Annotated in this window: 18 protein-coding genes; 5 read left to right on the forward strand and 13 right to left on the reverse strand. The window is 71.9% G+C overall.

The window, feature by feature from the left end:
• Window positions 1-129: 129 nt before the first annotated feature.
• The 5 genes from OHN74_RS07440 to infC form a co-directional block, all read right to left on the reverse strand.
• Complete coding sequence (locus tag OHN74_RS07440; RefSeq protein WP_327693729.1) at window positions 130-1299, reverse strand: sensor histidine kinase; 1170 nt, start codon at window positions 1297-1299, stop codon at window positions 130-132.
• A 54-nt stretch (window positions 1300-1353) separates the two neighbouring features.
• Window positions 1354-2202 carry a TrmH family RNA methyltransferase gene (locus OHN74_RS07445; RefSeq protein WP_327693730.1) on the reverse strand — a complete coding sequence of 283 codons (849 nt, stop codon included), beginning with the start codon at window positions 2200-2202 and terminating at the stop codon, window positions 1354-1356.
• 265 nt (window positions 2203-2467) lie between these two features.
• On the reverse strand, window positions 2468-2851 hold the full coding sequence (rplT, locus tag OHN74_RS07450; protein WP_189146302.1) for a 50S ribosomal protein L20: 384 nt from the start codon (window positions 2849-2851) through the stop codon (window positions 2468-2470).
• 100 nt (window positions 2852-2951) lie between these two features.
• Window positions 2952-3146 carry a 50S ribosomal protein L35 gene (gene rpmI, locus OHN74_RS07455; protein ID WP_073499621.1) on the reverse strand — a complete coding sequence of 65 codons (195 nt, stop codon included), beginning with the start codon at window positions 3144-3146 and terminating at the stop codon, window positions 2952-2954.
• A 106-nt stretch (window positions 3147-3252) separates the two neighbouring features.
• Window positions 3253-3987, reverse strand: a complete 735-nt coding sequence (gene infC, locus OHN74_RS07460; protein ID WP_327700033.1) for a translation initiation factor IF-3 — start codon at window positions 3985-3987, stop codon at window positions 3253-3255.
• Window positions 3988-4353: 366 nt separating this feature from the next.
• Here infC and OHN74_RS07465 point away from each other — a divergent pair, with 366 nt between their 5' ends.
• A complete protein-coding gene (locus OHN74_RS07465) occupies window positions 4354-4722 on the forward strand; it encodes a DUF1844 domain-containing protein (RefSeq protein WP_327693731.1) in 369 nt (122 codons plus the stop codon).
• A 17-nt stretch (window positions 4723-4739) separates the two neighbouring features.
• Here OHN74_RS07465 and OHN74_RS07470 read toward each other — a convergent pair whose 3' ends face one another.
• Window positions 4740-5471 (reverse strand): SseB family protein, encoded by a 732-nt coding sequence (locus tag OHN74_RS07470; RefSeq protein ID WP_327693732.1) that lies wholly within the window; start codon window positions 5469-5471, stop codon window positions 4740-4742.
• 149 nt (window positions 5472-5620) lie between these two features.
• Here OHN74_RS07470 and OHN74_RS07475 point away from each other — a divergent pair, with 149 nt between their 5' ends.
• Window positions 5621-6625, forward strand: a complete 1005-nt coding sequence (locus OHN74_RS07475) for a serine hydrolase (RefSeq protein ID WP_327693733.1) — start codon at window positions 5621-5623, stop codon at window positions 6623-6625.
• A 57-nt stretch (window positions 6626-6682) separates the two neighbouring features.
• Here the strand turns inward: OHN74_RS07475 and mycP are convergent, their stop codons facing one another.
• From mycP to OHN74_RS07500, 5 genes are all read right to left on the reverse strand, one after another.
• Window positions 6683-7888 carry a type VII secretion-associated serine protease mycosin gene (mycP, locus tag OHN74_RS07480; protein ID WP_327693734.1) on the reverse strand — a complete coding sequence of 402 codons (1206 nt, stop codon included), beginning with the start codon at window positions 7886-7888 and terminating at the stop codon, window positions 6683-6685.
• A complete protein-coding gene (locus tag OHN74_RS07485) occupies window positions 7885-10164 on the reverse strand; it encodes a hypothetical protein (RefSeq protein WP_327693735.1) in 2280 nt (759 codons plus the stop codon). Before OHN74_RS07485 ends, mycP begins: the two co-directional genes overlap by 4 nt.
• A 414-nt stretch (window positions 10165-10578) precedes the next feature.
• Window positions 10579-11370 carry a 3-oxoacyl-ACP reductase gene (locus tag OHN74_RS07490; RefSeq protein ID WP_327693736.1) on the reverse strand — a complete coding sequence of 264 codons (792 nt, stop codon included), beginning with the start codon at window positions 11368-11370 and terminating at the stop codon, window positions 10579-10581.
• On the reverse strand, window positions 11367-12773 hold the full coding sequence (locus OHN74_RS07495; RefSeq protein ID WP_327693737.1) for an aldehyde dehydrogenase family protein: 1407 nt from the start codon (window positions 12771-12773) through the stop codon (window positions 11367-11369). Before OHN74_RS07495 ends, OHN74_RS07490 begins: the two co-directional genes overlap by 4 nt.
• Before the next feature lies 1 nt (window position 12774).
• Entirely contained in the window at window positions 12775-14145 is a 1371-nt protein-coding gene (locus OHN74_RS07500; protein WP_327693738.1) for a glutamine synthetase family protein, read from the reverse strand.
• A gap of 95 nt (window positions 14146-14240) precedes the next feature.
• On the opposite strand from OHN74_RS07500, the gene OHN74_RS07505 reads away from it, so the two are divergent.
• On the forward strand, window positions 14241-14975 hold the full coding sequence (locus OHN74_RS07505) for a FadR/GntR family transcriptional regulator (RefSeq protein WP_327693739.1): 735 nt from the start codon (window positions 14241-14243) through the stop codon (window positions 14973-14975).
• 105 nt (window positions 14976-15080) lie between these two features.
• Complete coding sequence (locus OHN74_RS07510; protein ID WP_327693740.1) at window positions 15081-15782, forward strand: gamma-glutamyl-gamma-aminobutyrate hydrolase family protein; 702 nt, start codon at window positions 15081-15083, stop codon at window positions 15780-15782.
• Window positions 15783-15927: 145 nt separating this feature from the next.
• Here OHN74_RS07510 and OHN74_RS07515 read toward each other — a convergent pair whose 3' ends face one another.
• Window positions 15928-16851: a LysR family transcriptional regulator gene (locus tag OHN74_RS07515; protein WP_327693741.1), complete on the reverse strand. Its 924-nt coding sequence runs from the start codon at window positions 16849-16851 to the stop codon at window positions 15928-15930.
• 70 nt (window positions 16852-16921) lie between these two features.
• Between OHN74_RS07515 and OHN74_RS07520 the strand changes: the two genes are divergently transcribed.
• Entirely contained in the window at window positions 16922-18085 is a 1164-nt protein-coding gene (locus OHN74_RS07520) for a TDT family transporter (protein ID WP_327693742.1), read from the forward strand.
• On the opposite strand, the gene OHN74_RS07525 is transcribed toward OHN74_RS07520, so the two are convergent.
• Entirely contained in the window at window positions 18012-18755 is a 744-nt protein-coding gene (locus OHN74_RS07525) for a helical backbone metal receptor (protein WP_327693743.1), read from the reverse strand. The two genes, OHN74_RS07520 and OHN74_RS07525, sit on opposite strands and share 74 nt — an antisense overlap.
• Window positions 18756-18863: the final 108 nt, after the last annotated feature.

An 18863-nucleotide genomic window follows, 5' to 3' on the forward strand; every position in this document is an offset into this window, starting at 1 on the left:
TGGCTGGCGGATGGTCCCCGTCGTCTACGGCTCGGAGACGAATCGTCCACAGAGAGGGACGCAAAGGTGCCAAAGGCCGAGTCTAACGGGGGTGAGGTGTTCGAACGCGCCCGTGGGCCCTCGTCGGCGTTACTGAAGGTACGCCGGGGTGCTCACGGGCAGCATAAATCGGAACTCGGCGCCGCCGCCGGGGGCACGGCCGACCGTGATGGAGCCGCCGTGGGCCTCGACGATGCCCTTGACGATGTACAGCCCGAGGCCGGTGCCGCCGCGCTTGCTGCCCCGCCAGAAGCGGGTGAAGACGCGGTTCATGGACTCCTCCGGGATGCCGGGCCCTTCGTCGCTCACCGTGACCGACGTGGCGGTGTTCTGGTCGGCGTCCTCCTCGCGAAGGGACAGCGCGGCCGTGACCTCGATGGTGACGGTTCCCTCGCCGTGGCGCACCGCATTTTCCAGCAGGTTGCTGAGCACCTGGTCGACCTTGTCGGGATCCGCCCAGAGCGCCGGCAGCGGCTGTTCTATCCGGAGCAGGAACCGGTCGGCGGGCTGGCCCGCGGCCACGTACGCCTGGATGTGCCGTCCGACGGCGGCGCCCATGTCGACGGGCTGGCGGCGCAGTTCGAGCCGTCCGGAGTCGATGCGCGAGATGTCGAGCAGTTCGGCGATGAGCCGGGTGACGCGGTTGGCGTCGGCGTCGACGGTCTCCAGCATCAGCTTCTTCTGGTCGTCGGTGAACCGTTCCCACTTCGCGAGCAGGGTCGCTGTGAAGCCCTTGACGGAGGTGAGCGGCGAGCGCAGCTCATGGGCGACGATCGCGATCAGTTCGGCGTGGCTGCGCTCGGTGCGGCGACGGGCCTCGGTGTCACGCAGGGAGACGACGACCCGGCGGATCGGTCCGGTGGGGTGCGTACGGAGGTAGCGCGCCGAGACGAGCACTTCGCGTCCGCCGGGCAGCAGCAGGTTGCGCTCGGGCTGGCCGTTCCGGATCGCGAGCCCGCCGTACGGGTCGGTGAGCTGCCACCAGCGGCGGCCTTCCAGGTCTTCTAACGGCAGGGCCCGTTCGAGCCGCAGGCCGAGAGCGTCGGCGGCGGGGACGGTGGTGATGCGCTGGGCGGCGGCGTTGAAGCAGATCACGCGGCCGTGCTCGTCGGCGACGACGAGTCCGTCGGGCAGGTCGTCGGGGTCGATGCCCAGCTCGGCTCCGAGTCCGGCTCCGGGCCCGGCGGGATCACCGTGCGGGGAGGCGGGTTGGCTCCGCAATTCCCATGCCCCCAGTGTTCCGCTCGTGCCGACAGTCATCCCCGAACCCCACCTCTCGGACTGGCGCAGTGGGCCCCCGAGCCCGTCACCCTACTAGCTCTCGGTGACGGAGCGGCACCCTCCGGAGGCGCGCTGTGCACGGGCGGACGCGTAGAGACATACGGCGGCGGCGGTCGCCAGGTTCAGGCTTTCCGCCTTTCCGTGGATCGGGACGCGCACGACGGCGTCGGTCAGCGCGCGCGTCTCCTCCGGAAGCCCCCAGGCCTCGTTCCCGAACACCCAGGCGGTGGGGCCTCCCATGGTCCCCTTGTCCAGCTCGTCGTCGAGGTCGTCCGGGCCGGCGCCGTCGGCGGCGACAATCCGTACGCCGATGCCCTTGAGCCCGGCCACGGCCTCCTCGACGGGCACCCCGACAGCCACCGGCAGATGGAACAGGGAGCCCACGGAGGCCCGTACGGCCTTGGGGTTGTACAGGTCCACGGAGGCGTCGGTGAGGACGACCGCCTCGGCGCCCGCGGCGTCCGCGCACCGCAGCACGGTGCCGGCGTTCCCGGGGTCGCGCACGTTCGCGAGGACGGCGACGAGGCGGGGCCTCGCCCTGAGGATGTCCTCGAACGGGGTGTCGAGGAACCGGCAGATCCCGACGAGCCCCTGTGGCGTGACGGTGGTGGAGATGTCGGCGATGACGTCCTCGTCGGCGAGGTGGACACGGGCACCGGCGGCGCGGGCCTCCCCGACGATGTCGGCGTACCGCTCCGCGGCGTCGAGGGTGGCGAACAACTCGACGAGCGTCTCCTTGCCGTACACCGCGGCCTCCCGCACGGCCTGCGGCCCCTCGGCGAGGAACAGCCGGTCCTTGCCACGGAAGTTCCGCCTGGCGAGCCGTCGCGCGGCGGAGACGCGGGGAGAGCGAGGGGAGATCAGCTCGGGGGCGGCGGGCATGGGCACCTTTTCGAGGGTTCGGTTCATTGTCGGGTGCGGGTGGGTGGGGGCCGGTCGCGCAGTTCCCCGCGCCCCTGAAAAGCAGGGGCTGCGCCCCATGCTTCTCGGCCCGCAGGGGCCGTGTCTTTTAGGGGCGCGGGGAACTGCGCGAGAAGCCCCCACCGGCCGCAAGCCGACAACGCACCCAAAAACGCCCGGGCCCACAGGCGGCGAACACCTGTGGGCCCGGGATCACATCACACGCGGCTCAAAGCCAGCGCCAGCGTCACGCCGCCTTGGGCGCGTTGACGTCCGACGGCAGGGCCTTCTGCGCGACCTCGACGAGCGCGGCGAACGCGGGGGCGTCGTTGACGGCGAGCTCGGCCAGGATCTTGCGGTCGACCTCGATGTTCGCGGCGTTCAGACCCTGGATGAAGCGGTTGTAGGTGATGCCGTTGGCGCGGGCAGCGGCGTTGATGCGCTGGATCCACAGCCGACGGAAGTCGCCCTTGCGCTTCTTGCGGTCGTTGTAGTTGTAGACCAGGGAGTGGGTGACCTGCTCCTTGGCCTTGCGGTACAGGCGCGACCGCTGACCGCGGTAACCCTTGGCGGCCTCGAGGATCGCCCGGCGCTTCTTGTGTGCGTTTACTGCCCGCTTGACGCGTGCCACTTGTTACTCCTTGCAGCGGGGCCGTGGGTGTCGTCACACGGCCCGGTTTCGATGGGGTCCCGGTCTTCAGACGTACTTACGGCGCACAGACGCCGGTACGTCACTTGCCGAGAAGCTTCTTGATCTTCTTGGCGTCGCCCGGGGCCATCTCGGCGGTGCCGGTGAGGCGGCGCGTCACGCGGGACGACTTGTGCTCGAGCAGGTGGCGCTTGCCGGCACGCTCGCGGAGCACCTTGCCGGAGCCGGTGATCTTGAAGCGCTTGCTGGCACCGCTGTGCGACTTGTTCTTCGGCATAGCGCCGTTCTCTCCTCGTCAGTGGCGTCCCGGTGCCCGGTCGTGAAACCGGGCACGGTGGAACGTCATGTGTATGGGCTGGCATCCCCGGGCGTGAGCCCCGGGATCAGACCTCGGCGGACGCCGAAGCCGGAGCCTCGGCGGTCTCCTCGGCAATGTCCACGTCGTCGGCGGCGTCCACGTCGTCAACGACGTCCCCGTCGACTCCGTCGATCTCCGCGGCGTTCTGCGACTTGCCCGGGTTGGCCTTCGCTTCCGCCTTGCGGACCGCCTGGGCCTCACGGGCCTCGGCCATCGCCTCGGTCTTCTTCTTGTGCGGACCGAGAACCATGATCATGTTCCGGCCGTCCTGCTTCGGGTTCGACTCGATGAACCCGAGGTCCTCGACGTCCGTTGCGAGCCGCTGCAGCAGTCGGTAGCCCAGCTCGGGCCGGGACTGCTCGCGACCACGGAACATGATCGTGATCTTGACCTTGTCGCCCTGCTTGAGGAACCGGACGACGTGACCCTTTTTGGTGTCGTAGTCGTGCGGGTCGATCTTCGGCCGGAGCTTCATTTCCTTGATGACCGTGTGCGCCTGGTTCTTGCGCGCCTCACGGGCCTTCATGGCCGACTCGTACTTGAACTTCCCGTAGTCCATGAGCTTGCAGACCGGCGGGCGTGCGCTCGCCGCCACCTCGACCAGGTCGAGGTCGTACTCCTGCGCAAGCTCCAGGGCCTTGGCAAGCGGAACAATCCCGACCTGCTCGCCGCTGGGACCGACAAGTCGCACTTCGGGAACGCGAATCCGGTCGTTGATGCGGGGCTCGGTGCTGATGGATCCTCCTCGGTAGCACCACACGGCGGTCTGGCGGACAGCCGCGTATGTCTCTGATGACAGTGGGACCAACCACCGAGGCAGATGAAAAATGCCCCGTCGGGACACAGGCGGGGCTCCTGGCATACCGGAACACCGCCGCGGTCAACCGCGGGGCGCACATCGGGCGACTCCATCGTCCGTACGGAACGATGGTGGCCGCCTGACCGGGTGACCCGCCATCCGTGAGGACGGTCGGGTGGGAGATCGGAGCCTCCACTTGTGGGCCGGGCACGCAAGTGTCCAGCCGGTCGTTACAAAAGGTTAGCACCAAGTAGGAGGTGGTGCTAACCGTCGGGCAGCGGGCGCCCGCACAAGGCGGTCGGATTCCCGGGGCCTATCGTGTGGGTCATGAGTGAGACCCCTCCCCAGAGCGCTTCCCAGAATGCCGACTTCGACGCCATGACCCGCGACATCGCCGAGGTCCCGGCGGTCGAGGTGATCGTGACGGTCGCCGTGAACCTGATGAGCGCAGCCGCCGTGAAGCTCGGTCTGACCGACGAGGGCGACAAGTACAAGGACCTGGACGAGGCCCGCAAGCTGGTGCACGCCCTCGCCGGTCTGCTCGACGCGAGCACGACGGAGATCAGCTCCTTCCACGCGGCACCGCTGCGCGACGGCCTGAAGTCGCTGCAGCTGGCGTTCCGCGAGGCGTCCCTCGTCCCGGACGACCCGGGCCAGGGCCCCGGCGAGAAGTACACGGGCCCGGTCTACGGCTAGGACGGCCCGGAGTCCGGTCAGGACCGCACGTAGAGGGGCTCGCCGGGTGGCGTCGCTCCGGCCGGCAGGAGTGCCAGGTCGAGGCCGCGCACCAGGCGGGCCCTGAGCGTCTCGTCGGCGGCGAGGCGACCGGCGACCGCACGGGCGGCGTCGGTCGGTGGCGCGGCCGGGTCCAGTACGAGCGCGAGGGTGCCGTCGGCCTGTCCCGGCCCCAGATGGGCACGCAGGACAGTGGGCTCGGCGGCCACGACGGCCCGTACGGCGGCTACCACGGCGGGATCGGCGAGCGGATCGGCGGTCGTACGCCCCTCGGCGAGCGCGAGCAGAGCGGAGCCGCTCAGCTCGTAGGGCACGGGTCCGGCCAGGTCGAGGACGATCGTGTCCGCCTTCTCGTGCACGGCGGCCTGGATGGCCTGGTGCAGGGGTACGGCGACGGGGCGGGCGGCCGGGTCCCAGCGGGCGAGCGAGTCGGTGGACGTGAAGGCCGGCAGGGCGGTCCGGTCGCCGGCCTTGAGGGTCGGTACGGCCATGTCGCTGGTCTTCTCGTGGCGCAGCCCGTTCTCGTCCTCCTCGACCTCCCCGAGCACGGCGACGACGGGGACGAGCAGCCGGGCCCCCTTGAGGGCCGCCAGCACCGGTCCGACAGCACCGCGGTCCTCGGCCCAGGCGGCCAGCGCGGCGCTCAGCCGGGGGTCGGCGCTGCCGTCGTCGTCGGGGAAGCCGGAGTCGGGAATGTTCTTGTTCGCCACGGTGACCGACCCTATCGGGGGATCGCTCCTGGGCTTTCGCCGCCCCGGAAACCCGCCGTTCACCGGATTCACGGGATTCTCAGCCATCGCTGACACACATCTAACATTCGCCTAATCATCCGCACAGTCACGGCCGCCAGCATCACGGCATGGCCTCTGAGAGAGCTCCCCGCCGTCGGTCGCTCGTCCACATCGTCCTCACCTCCGTGGTCGTCATGGGCGGCACGGGCGTGGGCACCGCGTATGTGAAGGCACAGGCTCACGCGGACGTGGGCCGCGTAACGTCGGCGGCTGCAGCGCCTGTGGCGGCCGGAGCGAGCGAGGAGGCGTCGGTGGAACCCGTCGCGAATCCCACGGTGGAGGCGGAACCCGCGGTGGAGCCGGACACGCTGCTGTCCGCCGCGATGAAGCCGGTGACCGCGGCGGCCGAGGACGGGGCCGAGGTGTCCGTGGCCGTGCTCGACATCGCGTCGGGCGACAGCGCCGCCTACGGGGACGGCACGTTCGACACGGCGAGCATCGTCAAGGTGGACATCCTGGCGACGCTGCTGCTCCAGGCACAGGACGAGAACCGGAGCCTCACCGCACAGGAGAAGCGGTACGCCACCTCGATGATCGAGGTCAGCGACAACGCCTCGGCGTCGGCGCTGTGGACGGCGATCGGGAAGGCGGAGGGTCTCGCCGCCGCCAACAAGCGCTTCGGGCTGACGGACACCGAGGGCGGCGCGGGCATGCTGTGGGGCCTGACCCAGACCACGGCGGCCGATCAACTCACCCTGCTCCGGCAGGTGTTCGCGGAGAAGGGGGACAGCGGGGCGGCGTCGGAGCTCAACGAGGCGTCCCGGACGTATCTCCAGGGTCTGATGGGCTCGATAGCCGAGGACCAGGACTGGGGGGTGTCGGCCGCGGCTGCCACGAGTACCGCCGATCGCCGGTTCGCCCTGAAGAACGGGTGGTTGCCGCGTACGGCGACCGGACTGTGGGACATCAACAGCATCGGGCGGGTGACGACGGCGGACGGGCGGGAGTTCCTGGTCGCGGTGGTGTCGAACGGCAACACGACGAAGGCGAAGGGGATTTCGCTGGTGGAGTCGGCAGCGCGGGCGGCGGTGTCGGTGTTCGCCGCGGAGTCCGGTACCACCGACCAGTCCTGACGGGCGGTCAAGTCAGCTCAGCCAGCTCAGCTCAGTCGGATCACCGCCCGTGAACGCTCAGAAGCTGTCGTCGTACGAGTCGTAGGTGGGGTGGTCGACCGTCCTGCGGCGACCGCGCCACAGCGGGACCGCCGCGACCAGGAGCACGACGCCCAGGCCGCCGGCGACGGTGCCGGCCCAGTTGAAGCTGTCGTCCTCCACGGGAACCGGGTCCGGGCCCGCGCCGAAGTACTCCTTGCCGTACGCGGTCGACCTGAGTCCTTCCGGCTTGAGCCCCGCGGCCGCCCTGATGGCCGCCGCGGGGTCGATGAAACCGAAGCCCCGGGAGTCGTCCCGGCCGCCGTCCGGGGCGTTGCGGGCCGTGTCCTCCAGGAGCTTCTTGATCTGGGCCGGGGTCAGCCCGGGGTGGGCGGCCTTGATGAGGGCGACGGCGCCGGAGACGAACGCGGCGGCGGCGCTCGTACCCCAGCCCTCGTAGTAGCGGTGGTCGGGGGCGGCGATGACGACGTTGACGCCGGGGGCGCTGACCGTGGCGTACCAGCGGCGGGTGGAGAAGGAGGCGCGGGTGCCGTACTTGTCGACCGCCGTCGCGGCGATGACGCCCGGATAGGCGGCCGGGTAGGAGATGTGGTCGCCCTTCTCGCCGCCGTTGCCGGCCGAGGCGACGACGACGGCGCCCTTCCTCAGCGCGTACTGGACGGCCTCGTCCTCGGCGGGCTCGGGATGGGCGGACTTGGAGTCGTCGCCGAGGGAGAGGTTGATGACGTCGGCGCCCTGGTCGGCCGCCCAGCGGATGCCTTCGGCGAGGGCGTTGCCGCGGGTGTTGCGGGCCTTGCTGCGGGCCGAGTCGCCGTCTTCGAGGATCACGCGGACGGGCAGGATCTTGGCCTCGGGGGCAATGCCCAGGACGCCGTCCTCGTTGTCGTAGCCGTGGCCGTGACCGGCGATGATGCCGGCCATCGCGGTGCCGTGCTTCGCCCAGGAGGCGTCGCCCCGGCTCGCTCCGAAGCCGACCATGTCCTTGCCTTCGAGGACGTTGCCGACGAGATCGGGGTGGTCGGCCTCGACGCCGGTGTCGAGCACGGCGACCGTGATGCCCCTGCCCTTGGTCGTCCGCCAGGCCTCCTGGGTGTGCATGGCGTCCAGGGCCCACTGCTGGGCGCGGATGCTGTCGGCGTACGCGCTGGTGGCGGGCAGGAGGGTGAGGGAACCGGCGAGGAGCAGGACGAGGAGCCCGCTTCGGGCTGTGCGGGTGCGGGTCATGACGGCAGCTTCGCGGCCGAGCTGACGGTCTTTCGGAAGGCCCGTTCCACGCGGTCGGCCAGTCCCTGCGCCTCGTGGCCGAGGCCCGCCTGGGCGAGGGCCGTGGTGGAGCCGGACTCCATGGCCTCCTCGGCGGGCTGCGGGGCGTCGACGCTACGGCCGTCGGCCCAGCCGGAGACGGCGTAGGCGACGACGGGGGCGTCGGTGAGGACGGAGATGGTCCAGGAGGCCCGCTGGGCGTCGGTGAAGTCGTCGGCGACGGTGTTCTTCGCTGCGTAGGGGCGGGGCATCAGGTCCGTGCGGCGGTCGAGGTTCTCGGTGCTGAAGCGGGTGCGCAGGGCGCGCATCGCGGTGACGTCGGCCTTGGTGAAGAGCAGTCCGACGGTGGTGACGTAACTCTGTGTCTCGTCGGTGTAGGTGGCGCGCAGGAGGCGCTGGCAGCCGACGGGCGCGAGGGCCTTGCGCAGCAGCGGGTCGAAGGCGTCGGCGCAGCCGCTGTCCGGGGCGACGGCGATCCGGGTCCAGGTCCGGTCGGCGCCGCCGGGGCCGGCTCCGTCGCCCTCGATGGTGGGCGGGAAGAGCCGGTCCACGGGGACGCTGTGCCAGAGCGTCCCGGCGGCGGTGAACGAGGTGCGCGCACCGGCGTCCCCGGATTCGTCCCCGGTCAGCCAACTCCCGGTCAGCGCACCGCCGATGAGCCCGAGCCCGAGCACGGCGCAGGCGACGGCCAGCAGCGCCCGCCCACTGAAACTGAAGGGGCGGGACCTCGCTCCGGCGCCGTACACGTCGGGTTGCGCGAGCGAGACGACGGGCCGCCCGGAACCGACGGCACCGGCCTCGCCGTAGGAGGCGCTCCAGGAGAGGGCGGGGTCGGGCATCCCGGGCGCGGAGGGCGCCTTCACGGGGCGCGGAGGATCGACGGGCGCCGGGGGCATCCCGGCGGCGCCCGATGCCTCGGGCGAGTCGGTCACCGGCTGGTTGGGCAGGTAGGGGCGGCCGGCGGGGGTGTTCGCGGGACGCGAAGGACCTGCGGGCGCCGGGGGCGTCTCGGTGGCGCCCGAGCGGCCTTTCGGCGCCTGGGACACGTCCGCGCGATACGGGCGGCCGAGGGGAGCGGACGGAGCGCTCACGGAACGCGGCCGTTCGACGGGCGCCGGAGGCATGTCGGCGGTGCCCGGACGGCTGCCCGGTGCCTTGGGCGAGCGACTCTCTGGCGGGTTGGGCGGGTACGGGCGGCCGGCGGGGGTGTCGGCGGGACGCGAAGGATCGGCGGGTGCCGACGGCGTCCCGGCGACGCCCGAGCGGCCGCTCGACGCCTGGGACGTGTCCGCGCGATACGGGCGCCCGCCGGGAGCGGACGGGGCACTCGCCGAAGGCGAAGAACCGGCAGGCGACGACGGCGTACCGGCGGTACCCGGACGGCCGCTCGACGCCTGGGACGCGTCCCCGCGATACGGGCGCCCGGCAGAAGCAGGCGGAGCACTCGCCGACGGCGAAGAACCGGCAGGCGCCGACGGTGTGCCGGCTGCGCCCGGACGGCTGCTCGGCGGCTGGGGCGAGCCCAGGCGGTACGGGCGGCCGGGGGGTGCGAGGGGTTGGTCCGGGGTGGGCGGTGCGGCCTTCGGGGCGGCAGGGGGCATGCCGGTGGGGCGCGTCTGGTGGGCGGGGGTCGGTCTGCCGTTCGGGCCGGAGGGCGTCTCGCCGGTGCGTGGCGGGTTGTCCGGCCGCGGCGGGGCCTTGCGGAGGCGCCTGGTGGTCTCCGGCTCGGTGTCGGCGAGGGCGGCCGGGCGCCAGGGCGCGACGGGCGGCTGGTGCGTCGGGCGCGGCGGCAGGTCGGGCCGGGGGCGCGGGGCCGCCGAGGTGCGGCCGGCCGGGGGCGCGTCGGTGAGCCGGGCCGTGGAGGGCGGCGGGGGCGGGGCTATGGGGTCGGTGGCCTCCCGGGAGGAAGCGCGCAGGTGCGGGAACCGGGGTGGGGCAGCGTCCGTCGCGGTGTTCGACGTCGGCGAAGGGGCGGCCGGTGCGCCGGGAGGCGTTGAGCCGGATGTCACGGGGCCGCCGGTCGTGCCAGGTGTACTGGGCGTACGCCCGGACCTGCTCGCCGCGTCGCCGGTCGGGCCGGACTCCCGGCGGTCGCTCTCCACGCCGTTCCTGCCTGCTCCTGGCGCACCCGGAGCGTCCTCGGCGGTGCCGCCCGTACCGTCCGAGGCCGGCGGTTCGGTCGGTGGAGGGGTGGCCGGGCGCGGGGGAATGGAGGTGCGCCGCGCTTCCGTGCTCATGCACCCCCCGTTTCCTCGTACCGGCGCAGGGCCGCGGAGTCCGTGCGGCGCGGGACGCGGCCGTCCCGGGCACGCATACCCGCGCGGGCGGGCGGCCATCCGGGCGCGTACCTCCGCGCGCGGTGGCTTCCCCTGCGTGAAGCGTCACTCTACGGGTTGACAGCCACCGAACGGGAACCAGTCCGCGGCACCGGGGCTTCTGCCCGGATCGTCCCCCTGCGCTGCGGCAACCGTGTCCGGCAGGCCTCCTTCATGACGGCTCGCGCCGCTGCCCGGCCAGCCGGCGCACGGGGTGTCCAGGGGCGGCCTCCGCCCCGCCGGGGTGCGGCGGGGCGGAGGCTCCTCGGGTCCGCGCCGGTGCTCGGTCCAGGTGTTCCGACGTCTTCCAACGCCCGGAAGGCGTACGGCTGTTGCCTACACGGGTGTGACGTACGCGCCCGCGATGCCACCGTCGACCAGGAAGTCGGTGGCGTTGACGAACGAGGAGTCGTCGCTGGCCAGGAAGGCGACGGCGGCGGCGATCTCGTCGGCCTTGGCGAACCGTCCGACGGGGATGTGGACGAGCCGGCGGGCGGCGCGCTCGGGGTCCTTGGCGAACAGTTCCTGGAGGAGCGGGGTGTTGACCGGTCCCGGGCACAGGGCGTTGACGCGGATGCCCTCCCGGGCGAACTGCACGCCCAGCTCACGGGTCATCGCCAGGACGCCGCCCTTGGAAGCGGTGTACGAGATCTGGGAGGTTGCCGCGCCCATCCTCGCCACGAACGAGGCGGTGTTGATGATCGAGCCCTTGCCCTGGCGCCGCATGTACGGGATCGCGGCCTTGCAGCACAGGAAGACGGAGGTCAGGTTGACCTCCTGGACGCGCTTCCAGGCCTCCAGGCCGGTGTCCAGGATGGAGTCGTCGTCGGGCGGCGAGATTCCGGCGTTGTTGAACGCGATGTCGACGCTGCCGTAGGTGTCGTACGCCGTCTTGAAGAGCGCCTCGACCTGCTCGGGGTCGGTGACGTCGACCTTGACGAAGATCCCGCCCACCTCGTCGGCGGCGGCCTTGCCGCGCGTCTCGTCGACGTCGCCGCAGACGACGTGGGCGCCCTCGGAGGCTAGCCTGCGCGCGGTGGCGAGGCCGATGCCGCTGCCGGCACCGGTGATGACGGCGGTACGGCCGACGAGGCGTCGGCAGACGATGGCTTCGGTCGATTCGGTCACTGTGCGGGGCCTTCCGTGCTGATGAAGACGTTCTTCGTCTCGGTGAAGGCGGTGAGGGCGTCCGGGCCGAGCTCACGGCCGATCCCGGACTGCTTGAAGCCGCCGAAGGGGGTCGAATAGCGCACGCTGGAGTGCGAGTTGACGGACAGGTTGCCTGCCCGGACGGCCTGCGACACGCGCAGGGCGCGGCCGACGTCCCGGGTCCAGATGGAGCCGGAGAGGCCGTAGTCGGTGCCGTTGGCGAGTGCCACGGCGTCCGCCTCGTCGTCGAACGGGATGACGACGGCGACCGGGCCGAAGACCTCCTCGACGGCCACGCGCGCGTGCGGGTCGACGTCGGTGAGGACGGTGGGCGGGAACCAGAAGCCCGGGCCCGTGGGCGCCTCGCCCCGGATACCGGCCAGGTCGTCGGTGACGTACGCGCGTACGCGGTCCAGCTGGGCCCTGGAGATCAGCGGGCCCATCTGGGTCTTCTCGTCCGCCGGGTCGCCGACGAGGACGGACTCGACGGCGGGCGCGAGGAGGCCGAGGAAGCGGTCGTACACGGAGCGCTGGACGAGGATGCGGGTGCGGGCACAGCAGTCCTGGCCGGAGTTGTCGAGGAACGACATGGGCGCTGCGGCTGCGGCGGCCTCGATGTCGGAGTCGGCGAAGACGATGTTGGGGCTCTTGCCGCCGAGTTCGAGGGTGACGCGCTTGAGGAGTGCCGACCCCGTCGCCAGTACTTGTTTGCCCACGCCCGTCGAGCCGGTGAAGACGATCTTCGCGATGCCCGGGTGTTCGACGAGCGCGGCGCCCGCGACGGGACCGTGGCCCGGCAGCACCTGGAAGAGACCCTCGGGCAGGCCTGCCTCCAGGGCGAGTTCGGCCAGGCGGAGGGCGGTCAGCGGGGTGGTCTCGGCGGGCTTGAGGATCACCGCGTTGCCCGCGGCGAGCGCGGGAGCCGTGCCCCAGGCCGCGATCGGCATGGGGAAGTTCCAGGGCGCGATGACGCCGACGACGCCGAGCGGTTCGAGGATGGTGATGTCGAGGCCGCCGGCGACCGGGATCTGCCGTCCGGTCAGCCGTTCGACACCGCCCGCCGCGTAGTCGAGCAGGTCGCGGACGTTGCCGGCCTCCCAGCGCGCGTTGCCGATGACATGCCCGGCCTCCCGCACCTCCAACTGGGCCAGTTCTTCGAGGTGTTGATCGACGGTGGCCGCGAAGCGGCGGAGCAGCCGGGCGCGGTCGGCGGGCGCGAGGGCGGCCCAGCGGGCCTGGGCGTGCGTGGCCCGTACGACGGCCGCGTCGACGTCCTCCCGGGTGGCGGCGGGGACGGTGGCGACGACCTCCTCGGTGGCGGGGTTGAGTACCGCGAGCTCGCGCTCATGTTCGTACGACAAGAATGGACCTCTCACAGACATTTCAGAGACGTTCGAAGGAGCGGCGAAGCTCCCAGTCGGTCACCGCGGCGTCGAAGGCGTCGAGTTCGACGCGGGCCATGTTGCGGTAGTGGGCCACCACCTCGTCGCCGAAGGCGGCCTTGGCGATGGGGCTTTTCTCCCACAGTTCGGCGGCCTCGCGCAGGGTGGTGGGGACGTGTGCGTACTCACCGGCGTACGCGTTGCCGGTGCACGCCTCGGGCAGCTCCAGCTTCTGCTCGATGCCGTAGAGGCCGGCGGCGACCAGCCCGGCGACGGCGAGGTACGGGTTGACGTCACCACCGGGCAGCCGGTTCTCGAACCGCATGGACCGGCCGTGGCCGACGATCCGCAGCGCGCAGGTGCGGTTGTCGTAGCCCCAGGCGACGGCGGTCGGCGCGAACGAGCCGGGCTGGAACCTCTTGTACGAGTTGATGTTGGGCGCGTAGAGGAGCGAGAAGTCCCGGAGCGCGGCGAGCTGCCCGGCGAGGAAGTACCGCATCACCTCGGACATACCGCCCGGGTCGGCCGCCGTACCGGCCATGACGTTCGTGCCGTCGGCGTCGGCGAGCGAGAGGTGGATGTGGCAGGAGTTGCCCTCGCGCTCGTTGTACTTGGCCATGAAGGTGAGCGAGACGCCCTCCTGGCTGGCGATCTCCTTGGCCCCGGTCTTGTAGACCGCGTGCTGGTCGCAGGTGACGACGGCGTCGTCGTACTTGAAGGCGATCTCGTGCTGTCCCGGATTGCACTCGCCCTTGGCGGACTCGACGATCAGCCCGGCGGCCGTCATCTCGTTCCGGATGCGGCGCAGCAACGGCTCGATGCGGCCGGTGCCGAGGACCGAGTAGTCGATGTTGTACTGGTTGGCCGGGGTCAGCCCGCGGTAGTTGGCGTCCCAGGCCTGCTCGTAGGTGTCCTTGAAGACGATGAACTCGAGCTCCGTGCCGACCTTCGCGGTGAACCCGTGCTCGGCGAGCCGGTCCAGCTGACGGCGGAGGACCTGGCGGGGTGCGGCGACGACCGGGGAGCCGTCGTTCCAGGCGAGGTCGGCGACGAGGAACGCCGTACCGGCGTTCCAGGGCAGGCGGCGGAGCGTGGACAGGTCCGGGTGCATGGCGAAGTCGCCGTATCCCCGCTCCCATGAGGACATCTCGTAGCCGTCGACGGTGTTCATCTCGGTGTCGACGGCGAGGAGGTAGTTGCAGCCTTCGGTGCCGTGCTCCAGGACGTCGTCGAGGAAGAAGCGGGCGGCGAACCGCTTGCCCTGAAGTCGCCCTTGCATGTCGGGAAAGGCCAGGACGACAGTGTCGATCTCTCCGCTCGCGACGAGGGCGTGCAGCTCCTCGACGCTCAACGGGGGTGTGCGGTCTGCCACGGGAAAGCTCCTTCGGCTTCTGCGCGCTTTTTCGGCCGGGCCGGAAGCCATAAGGTATTGCGGAGAACCATTGCTTGGGAAGGGGGCACAGCGAGATGTCGCTGGACGCGGAGGGCGGCTTGGAGGACCGGTTGACGCCGGTACTGCGGCCCGTGCGGGCGGGCAACGGGTTCGAGGAGGCGCTGGAACAGATCCTCCAGGTCGTACGACTGGGCCTGGTACCGGGCGGTGAGCGGCTCCCGGCGGAGCGCGAACTCGCGGAGCGGCTCGGGATCAGCCGGGTGACACTGCGCGAGGTGCTGAAGGTGCTCCAGGACCAGGGGCTCGTGGAGTCGCGGCGCGGCCGGTACGGCGGCACGTTCGTACTCCCCCGGGACGGCGCGGGCGGCGAGGTCGAGTTGCGGCGCCGGATCAGCGCGGTCGACATCGAGGACGTTCTTCGCTTCCGGGAGGTGCTGGAGGTGGGTGCGGCGGGCCTGTGCGCGCAGCACGGGCTGTCTCCCGAGCAGACGGCCCGGCTGCGGGAGGCGCTGGCGCGCACCCAGGACGCGCCGCTGCCGGACTACCGCCGCCTGGACACCCTCCTCCACCTCACGCTGTCCGAGCTGTGCGGCTCACCGACGCTGACCTCGCAGTACGCGGCGGTACGGGCGACGGTGAACGACCTGCTGGACTGCATCCCGCTGTTGGTACGCAATCTGGAGCACTCGCAGCGGCAGCACGCGGCGCTGGTGGACGCGGTGCTCGACGGGGACGCTGACGGGGCGCGGGAGATGATGCGGGAGCACTGCTCGGGGACGGCGGCGCTGTTGCGGGGGTTCCTGGCGTGACCCGGGTGGGACATGGGTTGCCACCCGGAACGAAGGTCGGCAAAGGTATGGCTGTACGCCATTGAAAGCCGCACCGATTGCCCGCTGGATGCCAGGGAGACCCTCGTGACCACGACCGGACGACGACCGCTCATCGGCGTCAGCACATACCTGGACTCCAGGACGCGCTGGGGTGCGTGGGAGCTGCCCGCGGCGCTGCTGCCGGCCGGGTATCCGCGGCTCGTGCAGCGGGCCGGGGGCATCGCCGCGATGCTCCCGCCGGACGACCCGGCCCACGCCGCCGCGACGGTCGCCCGGCTCGACGGTGTCGTGATCGCGGGCGGTCCCGATGTCGATCCCGCCCGGTACGGCGAGGAACGCGACCCGCGTACGGGCCCGCCCGCCGAGGAGCGGGACGCGTGGGAACTGGCCCTGATCGAGGCGGCGCTGGCGACCGGCACCCCGTTGCTGGGCATCTGCCGGGGCATGCAGCTGCTGAACGTCGCCCTGGGCGGCACGCTGATCCAGCACATCGACGGCCACGCGGAGACACCTGGCGTCTTCGGCCACCACACCGTGAAGCCGGTACCGGGCTCGCGGTACGAGGAGGCGGTACCCGAGGAGACGTCCGTACCGACGTTCCACCACCAGGCGGTGGACCGCCTGGGAAGAGGTCTGGTCCCCTCGGCGTACGCGGCGGACGGAACGGTGGAGGCGGTGGAGGCAGAGGGTTCCGAGTGGGTACTGGGGGTGCAGTGGCATCCGGAGATGGGCGAGGACGTGAGGGTGATGGAGGCGTTGGTGGCTTTCAGCCGGTCCGGCACTTGAGGACACGGCACGCACCCCCAGCCCGTCCGGCGTTTGAGGACAAGGCCCCTTCAGGGCCGGAGGGGGGTCTGGGGGCGCAGCCCCCAGGAACGGGATGGGACGGGTAGGGGCGGCGGGGGCGAAGAACTCACCGCCCACCCACCCCTCACCCCCGCGTCAACCCCAGCAACTCCCGCGCCGGCCCCACCGGCCGATGCCCCGTCGGCCACACCGCCCGCAGCTCCCGATCCAGCCGCACCCCGTCCAGCGGCACACACACCAACCGCCGCGTGGCCAACTCCTCCCCCACCGCCAGTTCACTGAGCACCGCGGGCCCCGCCCCACCCACCGCCGACGCCTTCACCGCGGTCGTCGACGACAGCTCGATCAGCGGACGCGCCAACCCGCCCAACGCGGTGTCGAGCACCTGCCGCGTGCCCGATCCCTCCTCCCGGAGGATCAACGGCGTCACCGCCAGCTCCTCCGCCCCCACCGGCTTCCGCCGCCGCGCCCACGGGTGCCCCGGCGCCGTCACCACGATCAGCCGGTCCTTCGCGACGACCACCGAGTCCAGCCCGCTCGGTACGCCCGTCCCCTCCACGAAGCCGATGTCGGCCTCGTCCGACAGGACCCGTTCGGCCACCGCAGCCGAGTTTCCCGCGAGCAGCGACACCGCCGTCTCGGGCCGCAGCGCGCGCAGCGCCAGCAGCCAGCCCGGCAGGAGGTACTCGGCGATCGTCATACTGGCCGCCACCCGCAGCCGGGAGTCACGTCGCGCACGCAGGGCCTGCGCCCCGGCGTCGAACGCCTCCGCCGCCTCCACGACCCGCCGAGCCCAGTCGGTGACGAGCACACCGGCGTCCGTGAGCCGGGAGCCGCGCGGCGAGCGGTCCACGAGGGCGACGCCCAGTTGGCGTTCCATCGACCGGATGCGGCTGCTGGCGGCCGGTTGCGTGACGCCCAGCTCCTGCGCCGCCCGCCCGAGACTGCCCAGCCGCGCCACGGCCAGCAGCAGCTCCATCGCCCCGAGGTCCGGAACCCGCCGCGCGACCCCCGACGACTGCACGGCCCTGCCTTCCACATCACCCATAGATCCAGCTTATGTCCTCATTCACCGGAACCCCCTGGTGACCGTCCGTCCCCGGCGCGACGGTGAGGGCATGGCCACCGCAGCACCCGCCCTCACCCACCCGCTCCCCCGGCCCCGGCCCGCCCTCGTCCCCGACAGCCTCCGGCATCTCGGCCCCAACTGGTACGCCCCCGTGATGGGAACCGCCATCGTGGGTACCGCGGGCGCCGGTCTCCCCGGCGCGGACGGCGTCCCCGGACTGCGTACCGTCTGCACGGCCGTGTGGACCCTCTCCCTCGCCCTCCTGCTCGCGCTTCTCTGCGCCCGCTCCCTGCACTGGGCCCACCACCGCGACCAGGCCCGCGCCCACCTCCTCGACCCGGCGACCGCACCCTTCTACGGCTGCCTCGCCATGGCCCTGACGGCCGTCGGCGGCGGCGCCCTCGTCGTCGGCCGGGACTGGATCGGCCTCCCGGCCGCCCTCGCCCTGGACGCGGTCCTGTTCACCGCGGGGACGGTTGTCGGACTCGTCGCCGCCGTCGCCGTCCCGTACCTGCTGGTCGTACGCCGCGGGACGCCCAGCCCCGTATGGCTGCTCCCCGTCGTCGCGCCCATGGTGTCCGCGGCACTCGGTCCGCTTCTCGTCCCCCATCTCCCGCCGGGTCAGGGGCAGCGGACGCTTCTGTTGGCCTGCCTGGCCATGTTCGGCCTGAGTCTGCTGGCGACCCTCGTGGTGCTGCCGGTGGTCTTCGGGCGCCTCGTGACGACGGGTTCGCTCTCGCTCCCGCTCGCTCTCACCCCCACCCTGTTCCTGGCCCTGGGCCCGCTCGGCCAGTCCACCACCGCCGTCGGCAACTTCGCCGACCTCGCCCCCGACGTCGTACCCGTCCCGCGTTCCGCCGCCGCTGCCGCCGCCGTCCTCTACGGCGTGCCCGTCATGGGCTTCGCCCTGCTGTGGCTCGGCCTCGCCGGTGCGCTGGTGCTGCGCGCCCGGCGCCGGGGCATGGGCTTCACGATGACGTGGTGGGCCTTCACCTTCCCGGTGGGCACCTGTGTCACCGGTGCGGAGAGTCTCGGCCGGCACACCGGGCTCGCCGCCTTCCACGTCCTGGCCGTCGCCCTGTACGCGCTGCTCGTCGCCGCCTGGGCCGGCGCCGCCACCCGTACCGTCCGGGGTCTGGTCAGCGGTGAGCTGCTCGCAGGGCCTCGCCCAGTACGCGTGGCGCCTCTGCCAGTGACGGCCCGTACCAGGTGAGATGGCGCCCGCTGACGAGCGCGCAGGGCAGCCCCTCGAACTCCTCGGGACCGTCCTCGGCCGTGAAACGGTACGGCTCGTCCGGCAGCACGACCATCCCGCCGCGGGCGGCGACTCGCAGTTCCTCGACCGGTACCCGCGGATAGCGTTCGCTGTGGCCCGCGTACGCGTTGTCGACGCCCAGCCGCGCCAGGAGGTCACCCGCGAAGGTGTCCCGCCCGAGCACCATCCAGGGGCGCCGCCAGATCGGCACGACAGCGGTCGTACGGCCGTCGGCGGCCGTCCGCCACCATCGCTCCGGCGTCGCCCATGCCGTCTCCGCCTCGTCCAGCCACCGGGGGCGCGATCCCGCGCCGCACGCCGTCACCACCCGCTCCAGTTCGCGGAACGCCTGCGGCACGTCCCGCACTTCGGTGAGCAGCACCTCGACGCCCGCCGCGCGCAGGGCGGCGAGGTCCGGTTCGCGGTTCTCCTCCTCGTTGGCGACGACCAGGTCGGGCGCGAGTGAGACGATCCGCTCGACCTGGGGGTTCTTGGTGCCGCCGACGCGTACGACGCCGGCGCCGAGGTCCGCCGGGTGACTGCACCAGTCCGTGGCCCCGACCAGAACGCCGGGCACCGTGACCGCCACCGCCTCCGTCAGGGACGGCACCAGCGAGATCACTCTCATGGTCGTGCTCTCCAACTGCCGATCAGCGGATACGAGTTGACGGCGAAGGCCGGGTCGTGGAGCAGCCGCGGGAATTCGTACAGGGCGTTTCGGCACCCTGGCGGCTCA

Origin of the sequence: Streptomyces sp. NBC_00459 (assembly GCF_036013955.1) — a bacterium.
GTDB lineage: Bacteria > Actinomycetota > Actinomycetes > Streptomycetales > Streptomycetaceae > Streptomyces.